This window comes from Chitinophaga sp. 01L420, from assembly GCF_056399985.1.
In genome coordinates, this window is the sequence record NZ_JBFTSK010000097.1 from 1 (window position 1) to 8920 (window position 8920).

The 8920-nt window shown below is 47.1% G+C and carries 4 protein-coding genes; all 4 read right to left on the minus strand.

Annotated elements, in window-relative coordinates:
* A partial coding sequence (locus AC1DP6_RS36080; protein ID WP_477059242.1) for a beta strand repeat-containing protein occupies nucleotides 1–6390 on the minus strand: 6390 nt, incomplete at its 3' end.
* Between the two features lie 89 nt (nucleotides 6391–6479).
* Complete coding sequence (locus tag AC1DP6_RS36085; RefSeq protein WP_477059243.1) at nucleotides 6480–7622, minus strand: ABC transporter substrate-binding protein; 1143 nt, start codon at nucleotides 7620–7622, stop codon at nucleotides 6480–6482.
* 13 nt (nucleotides 7623–7635) lie between these two features.
* On the minus strand, nucleotides 7636–8232 hold the full coding sequence (locus AC1DP6_RS36090; protein ID WP_477059244.1) for a phage tail protein: 597 nt from the start codon (nucleotides 8230–8232) through the stop codon (nucleotides 7636–7638).
* Nucleotides 8233–8265: 33 nt separating this feature from the next.
* A partial coding sequence (locus AC1DP6_RS36095) for a phage tail protein (protein WP_477059245.1) occupies nucleotides 8266–8920 on the minus strand: 655 nt, incomplete at its 5' end.

Here is an 8920-nt window from a genome sequence, read left to right on the forward strand (position 1 = left end):
GCTGGCGTTCAGTGTAACGGGTGCATCACCATAGGTTTTACCGGAGATGGCCGGGAAGCTGATGGTTTGAGCAGCCTTTCCTACTGTTAAGGTGCCATCAGTAGTGGTGAAGGTATAATTAGCCGCATTCATAGCTGTTGTCGCCACGGTGATCGGATAAGTACCCGGGATGCTACTGTTATCGGCGCTGCTGCTAAGTACCGGATTACCTGTTATTACACTGGCGTCCTCACTGTTCACAAAACCAGTGATGGTGGAAGTAAACGTTGGATTATTGTCGCCATATGCTTTCGACACATCATCCGCTTTTACCGTCAGGATAGCCGGAGCTACCTGGAAAGTGTTGCTGGCAGGTGCGGCAGCGGTATAGTTACTATTTCCTGCCTGTGTAGCCGTTACTGTTATACTACCTGCACCGGTGATGGTGAGGGTAGTACCAGTGATAGTAGCCGGACCGGCAGTAACTGCGTATGCTACAGTTAAATTGGCATCGCTGCTGGCGTTCAATGTAATTGGTGCATCACCATATGTTTTACCGGAGATAGCCGGGAAGCTGATGGTTTGTGCTGCCTTACCAACTGTTAAGATACCGTTGGCAGTGATGAAGATATAATTGGCCGCCGTGATGCCTGTTGTGGCAACGGTGATCGGATAACTGCCTGGTACACTGCTGTTGTCAGCAACGCTGCTGAGTATGGGATTACCTGTTATTACACTAGTGTTTTCGCTGTTCACAAAACCAGTAACACTATAAGTAAATGTTGGATTATTGATGCCGTATGCACGTTGTGCGTTATCTGCTTTTACTATCAGCGTAGCCGGAGCAACCTGGAAGGTATTGCTGGCAGGCGTTGCGGGATTGTAATTACTATTACCTGTTTGTGTAGCCGTTACCGTTACRCTGCCAATCCCAGTAATGRTAAGTGTATTACCAGTGATGGTAGCCGGACCGGAAGTAACGATATACGTTACCGGTAAACCAGCATCGCTGTTGGCATTCAGTGTAACCGGTGCATCACCATATGTTTTACCGGAGATGGCCGGGAAGCTGATGGTTTGAGCAGCCTTTCCTACTGTTAAGGTGCCATTGATGGTGGTGAAGGTATAATTAGCCGCACTCATAGCTGTTATCACCACCGTGATCGGATAAGTACCCGGTATGCTACTGTTATCGGCGCTGCTGCTAAGTACTGGATTACCTGTTATTACACCGGCATCCTCACTGTTCACAAAACTAGTGATGGTGGAAGTAAACGTTGGATTATTGTCGCCATATGCTTTCGACACATCATCTGCTTTTACCGTCAGGATAGCGGGGGCTACCTGGAAGGTAATGCTGGCAGGTGCGGCAGCGGTATAGTTACCATTTCCTGCCTGTGTAGCCGTTACCGTTATACTGCCAACACCAGTGATGGTAAGGGTATTACCGGTGATAGTTGCCGGACCGGAAGTAACTGCGTATGCTACAGTTAAATTGGCATCGCTGCTAGCGTTCAATGTAATTGGTGCGTCACCATATGTTTTACCGGAGATAGCCGGGAAGCTGATGGTTTGTGCTGCCTGGTCAACTGTTAAGATGCCGTTGGCAGTGGTGAAGATATAATTGGCCGCCGTCATACCCGTTGTGGATACCGTGATCGGATAAGCACCCGGTGCGCTGCTGTTGTCAGCAACGCTGCTGAGTATGGGATTACCTGTTATTACACTGGTGTTTTCGCTGTTCACAAAACCAGTAACACTATAAGTAAATGCTGGATTATTGATGCCGTATGCACGTTGTGCGTTATCGGCTTTTACTGTCAGCGTAGCCGGAGCAACCTGGAAGGTACTGCTGGCAGGCGTTGCGGCATCGTAATTACTATTACCGGTTTGTGTAGCCGTTACGGTTACACTGCCTGCACCAGTAATGGTGAGGGTGTTGCCGGTAATGGTAGCCGGACCGGAAGTAATGGTATACGTTACCGGTAAACCGGCATCGCTGCTGGCGTTCAGTGTAACCGGTGCATCACCATATGTTTTACCGGAGATGGCCGGGAAGCTGATGGTTTGAGCAGCCTTTCCTACTGTTAAGGTGCCATCGGTAGTGGTGAAGGTATAATTAGCCGCACTCATAGCTGTTGTCGCCACCGTGATCGGATAAGTACCCGGTATGCTACTGTTATCGGCGCTGCTGCTAAGTACCGGATTACCTGTTATTACACTGGTATTTTCGCTGTTCACAAAACCAGTGATGGTGGAAGTAAACGTTGGATTATTGTCGCCATATGCTTTCGACACATCATCCGCTTTTACCGTCAGGATAGCCGGAGCTACCTGGAAAGTATTGCTGACAGGTGTGGCAGCAGTATAGTTACCATTTCCTGCCTGTGTAGCCGTTACTGTTATACTGCCGATACCGGTGATGGTGAGGCTATTGCCGGTAATAGTGGCCGGACCGGAAGTAACTGCGTATGCTACAGTTAAATTGGCATCGCTGCTAGCGTTCAATGTAATTGGTGCATCACCATATGTTTTACCGGAGATGGCCGGGAAGCTGATAAGTTGTCCTGCAGGTGTAACGGTGAGTGAGTCGCCCGTAAAACCGAATGTGTAATTGCTGGCAGTCAGCCCACCCGCGCTGACGATGATTGCATATTTACCCGGTGTACTATTAAGATCAGCAGTAGTGCTGATCGCAGCATCTCCATTAACTGCGCTGATATTATCTCCATTTACAAAACCACTAATTGTATAGGTGAGTGTTGGATTTGGTTGGAGATAAGTTTTTGATGCTGGGGCAGCCAGCACCATGAGCGACGCCTTGTCAATGTTGAACGATTGTGTGGCTTGCGTTGCTGGAGTATAGTTACCGTCTCCTGCCTGATTAGCCGTAACGGTTACCGTACCCACGCCGGTAATGGTCAAGGTGTTACCTGTAACAGTTGCCGGACCGGCAGTAACTGTATATGCTATCGTTAAACCTCCATCGCTGCTGGCGTTCAGTATAACCGGTGCATCGCCATATGTTTTATTGCTGATTGCAGGGAAGGTGATCGTTTGTGGCGCCATCTGCACTGCCAGGTTGCCGTTAACCTGCGATAACAGGTAGTTGGCTGCTGTCAGTGAAGCAAAGTTGGTAATCGTAATCGGGTAGTTGGCAGGTACACTGTTGAGATTAGCAGTAGTGCTGAGTGCCGGCGTGCCACTTACTGCACTGTTATCATCTGTGTAAACAAGTCCGTCATAAGTGTAGGTAAGTGTCGGATTGTTTTGTCCATATAATCTTTGTTTACTATCGGCTCTTACAATCAGTGGTGCTTTCAAAATAGTAAATCCTGTCACCACTGTTGTCGCAGCATCGTAGTCGGTGGTATTACTTTGGTTAGCTGTGATTGTTACGCTACCTGCACCTGTAATGGTGACTATGCTGTCTGTGATGGAAACAGGACCAGTAGCGCTGTAGGTAATAGGTAAGCCGGAGGTGCTGGTGCCAGCAAGACCAAACGGCGTATTTCCATATGTTTTAGTAGTGATGGTGGGTACCGTGATCACCTGTGCTGCTTTGGCAACAGTCAGTGAGCCGGCATGGAACGTAAAGTCATAGTTGGCAGCGCCCAGTGTACCAATAGCTACTGTGATGGGATATACACCTGGATGGCTATCACTATCCGCGGTGGTAGTGATATCAGCTGTATTACTTACAACGCTTTTATCTTCCCCGTTTACAAAGCCGGTAAAGTTATAATCCAGTGTTGGATTGGCTTGCTTATAAGCCTTGTTTTTATCGTTGGCCGTGACGGCAAGCGTTGCTTTGTTTACGGTGAATATTTGTGTTACAGGCGTTGCCGCAATATGATCGTGATCTCCAGGTTGTGAGGCGGTAACGGTGACATTTCCGGCGCCGGTGATGGTAAGTATATTACCGGCTACGGTAGCAGGTCCGGCATCCACAGTGTAAACAATGGCTACGCCTGCATCGGTAAACTCCGGTAGTGTAAGCGGTGATACGCCATAGGTAACGGTGGCCGGTGCCGGGAAAGTAATGGTTTGTGGCTGAGGCGTAACAGTTAATGTGCCATTGACACCTGTCAACAGGTAATTAGCTGCTGTGGCCCCACTTAGATTTATGGTAACAGGATAGGTACCTGTAATGCTGTTGCTGTTAGCAGTGTGCGTGGCAGTCACACCGGTAACCATGGCTGCACTATCTGCATAAGCAAACCCTGCATAGGTATATGTTACGGATGGATTAAGACCTTTATAAACCCGGGTGGTATCATTGACCGTTATGGTCAGCGCCTTTTTATTGACGGTGAGCGTTTTGGATACGGGTGTTGCCGGCAGATAAGTATTGGTAGCTGCTGCGTAGGCGGTGATCACAACGGTGCCGGCGCCGGTAGTTTTAATTTTGCCGTTCAGCGTATCTGCTACGGCGATATTATCTGTTGTATAGGTGACAGTAGTATCACCGCTGGTAGTAGCCAGTGGGTCAATGTTCTGCATACCATAGGTAACAGGAGCCGGCTGGGAGAAAGTAATCGTTTGTGGGATGGCCTGTATCTCGTAGGCACCCAGGTCAATCACGGTGTTACTGATACGTGGTTTACCATCAAGATCCGATGTACCGGCTTGCGCGGCATAGTTTGGCTTGTTGGTGCTGGAATCTCCCTTATTAATACCATAATTTACTGGTAACAACCGCAGGTCTCCGGTAGTTGGATTTGCAAACTGCACTGCCGGTGTGGTTTTGTGTGTGTTGGTGTTGGTATAGTATTGATCTCCCAGGATACTATAATTAATATTTTGGGTAGTGTTGGTGAACGCCACATCATTAGCGGCTGTAACGGAATTGTTACCTGAAATGATACTATTGTAGGTGGCAAAGGAACTACGGTCTGATACTACAGCTGAAGCCTGAGAAGTGTTTCCACCAATGGTCACATTGGTTAATCGCATATCAACGAAAGCTGTGTTCATGATAGCACCACCGTTACGGCTGCTTCTATTGCCATAGAATACGCAGTTCGTCAGGCTTACCGTACCATAGTTATTGTACATACCAGCTCCGTCCAGCAGTGCGTCATTACCATAGAACTGTGTATTGGCAATGGTTAGATTACCATAGTTGCTAATACCTGCGCCTGAACGATCGGCGAGAGAACCTCCATTAGCTGTTCCGCCTGTAATAATTACACCATCAATTAATGTCTGTTGACTGATATTATTGAGTGTAATTACATGATAGTTGTTTTGTCCAACGATGTCCGAAAATTTCTGGGTGATGTTATTGGTGAGATGATCATCTCCTCCAATATCCCCGCTCAATATCACCGGATTAGCAGCAATGTTACGCTGGCCCAGGGTGGTTTCATTACCTGCAAAGCCGCCGTAAACAGCCACATTGGAAGGTATTACAAATGAAGCGGAAGGGCCCGCGATGTTAGTCGGCTTATAAGTGCTTTTGCCTATCCATATCTGTTTAATGTGGTTGCCGGTATCAGCAGCTGCGGTAAGTGCGGTGCTCAAATCATAGAGTGGGTCGGCCCAACTGTTGCCACTACCAGAAATGTTTTTCTGTTTGTCTACATACAGAATGCTATCGGCACTGGGATTAACGATCGTGATAGCGCAGTTGGGGGTGCTTCTCAAATTAACTGATGCCGGTGCGGGCGCCAGCAAGGTATTATCCTGGGTCCATTTTGTCATATCCAGCAAGCTTCTGCGCAGGTTCGCCAGCGTCATTACCTTGCTATCACATTTATAAACAGCATTCAGGGAATTTGCATTGGCAAAGCCCATCACCGGGGTGGTAGCAGGTTTTTTTGACCTGGAGGAGGTAAAATCACAACCATCCAACGACAAATCCCAGATGGCTTTGTTTACATTAATACCCGCGATAATAGTGGGACTATTAATATTACCCGTGAAGGCAAACAGTTGATCTCCAAGGAAACCAAGACTGATATATTCTTTTGCGGCCTGGATCTGTCCCACTGTGTTGCCGGTAGGCGTACAATTGCTGATATTGATACTTCCTTTGTTACAGGTAGGATTGTATTTACAATATATGATGATCTGGGTTCCGGCACTATAGCCACCAGAACCAGATGACCATTCAATAACGCCGTCTGTACCAGAGCCGCCTCCATTTGCACAGTTAGGAACCATGGTTTGAAAACCACTGCCTGTCCATCCCAGGTCTGTAAAGTAAATTTTTGTGTTGGATGGACAGTTACGGAGCAGGATAAACGAAAAAGCATCGTTTTGTACACTACCGTTATTGTTATCGTCATAGATGTTGATGCCGCTGAACTGTATATCACCGGGGCCAAAGGCCTGCGCCTGTGTGCAAGTGGCTATACCGGTGAACAATAACAGGGATATCAGGGTCCTGAGTAAAAATAATTTCATAAGGGGGGATCCTTTGGTATAAGAAATATATAAGTACACATCCTGTTGTCAGGGTGTTAAATTAATAGAAAGTACCTCGCCGGATTATTTTAGGCGCAAAGGTAGGTGTTGACCCAGCCGGTAGCTCCGCCGGGTATTTTTTCACGCACAATTTCCTGCCACACCGCTAAGGTGTGCTCTTCTTTACTGATGACTTCCGGCTCAAACGCCTCGTTTGTTTGTACTAACCATGCAGGAGCCACCATGTGATGCGTGGCAGTATCCATGTGCAGGGGGCCACGCGCACTATCCAGTGTAACATCGCTGAATGCTGACAGTATATCTCTTGCCCGGAAATGATGTGTTGCGGWGGTATTGAAAATATGTTCCAGTATAATGCCGGTATCCCAGCCATGCATACTAAATAGGTTAGCCTCCCGGCCGGTATGATTTTTAAACTGTGTTTTTAACAGTTGATTTGTATTATTTGGGAGAGAAGATATCCAGGGTACATATCCGCTTACTTGAAAGGGCAGCTTCAGCTCACCGTGTACGGTTGTCAGTGTTTCATCGAACAGCATAGGGCTGCCAAATACCTGTAAATCCTTTGCTCCATCAATCTGTTGTAGTTGCTGCAAAAAGCAATGTGCAAGGTCGCCGTTATAAAGCGATAGAAGCGTTTGTACGTGTGCATTAGATGCCAGGAATTGATGTAGTGGCGCTGAATCGAATGTGGCCACAGTATACTTACTCACAAAGTTGTAAGCCACATTGCCACCGATATCTATATATGACTGTGTCAGTGCATGACAGTGTGAATATCCTCCATCATAAAAGGAGGTACACACCGCAATATCCTTTGCGTGGCGGGCGGCGTACTGGCCGGTAAGCCTGCATTGAATGGCATTGTTAAGTGTATGTGACAGCATCGTAGGATGGGGTTCCCATTCGTGTATATATTTAGCGCCATTGTGCACCAGTATTACCAGGCGGTTCAACGATTTTGCCAGCGCAGCAATTTTGCTCACCGCAGGTTGATCCGCATATAACACCAATACATCCGCCTGATTTTCCAGCAGCATTTTTTCTGCCTGTTCCAATAGCTGATCAGCATCTGTACCAAATCCTATATTGGCAGTGAACCATGTAGTATTTACTGCACGGAACTGCAGGTAAGCCTGCATGCCCTGCAGGAAATCATGCTGCAGCAGCGGATGAAAAGAAGATTTGGGTAATAATGCGCCTATTTTCATATGGTATGTTCCGTCATTGTGCTGGAAATATTCCGAAAAGGGAGATAATATAATTGAGGGGAAGGTACGGCTGCATGTTGTCAATGGGTTGAGAACTGCCGATGGGCTGTACCTGCATCATGGTGGTATCGCCTACGGTAGGAGTAACCTCTAAAGGCGCCATCCGTGGCTGTAGATTTGAGTCATCCAGGACATAATTTACCAGCCTGCTGTATACGTTTTGCGTAGTTGTAATGGCAGGGTAATTATTATCCGGAGTCAACTGGTTGCCTGGATTTGCACCTAGTGAAGCAATAGATACTGGTCCGGAAACAAGATGCTGGTGTGACGGTAGCTGATTTGCCATCAGTGTGAACGTTTCTGTACCATTTTTTTCGCCTACGATGTAGTTGGTGCCATTATTCGGATTTGTACCGGCGTGTATAGGTACCCTGCCCTGCAAATCAGGAAGTGCAAAGGTTTCCTGACCATCACCACCATAGGTGGTGCCTATCAGATTGAATAATGTTTCGTATTCCGAAATGGGAAGTAATTGTCCCCGGCAGAACATCCAGCCAGCAGGCTCAAAATTACCCGCGAATATTCTTATTTCGCCTATAAATGGTGTCATTATTACAGGTGGTTTAAAATGATCATTGGTTGATTAGGTCCTTGGTGGAAATTCTCCTGAAAGAGCGATCGCAAATATGATGGCCAGCGATGGTTGAATATCATTTACAGGTTGTGAACTGTTCCAGGGCATTGCGGTAAGGGATGCTTTCAAAGGACCGCTTGTGCCACTTCCGGCCACTTTGCTATATAAGGGTGTTGAAGCAATAACGCCGGGATAGTTGTCTACAGGATTGTTGGTATCGCCATTTCTTCCTATTGGTAACGATAGTGGCACTTTCTTGATAACATGTGTATGATTGGGTAGCTGATCAGCTGTTAAAACAACAGATGCCTCGCCTCCCGATTCACCCAGTAGCCTTTCTGTAAGTCCGGCACCCTGGCCAGTACCAATCGGTACTCTTCCTTGCAGGTCGGGAAGTGCAAAATTGGTTTTGCCATCACCGCCGTAGTAAGTACCGAGTAATGAAAAGAGAGCCGTGTTCTGTGATAACGGAAGTAATTGGCCATTACATTCGGCATATCCATCGGGAGCAAAATAACCAGCAAACATGATGATCTCTGCAACAAAAACATCGTTAGCCGGAACAAATGCCGGGATATAAGGATCAGGTACGCGCATATAGGTAGGGATTAATTGCGTGAGGGAAAGATTCCCGCTATGGCTATAATATAATTGAGTACCAGGT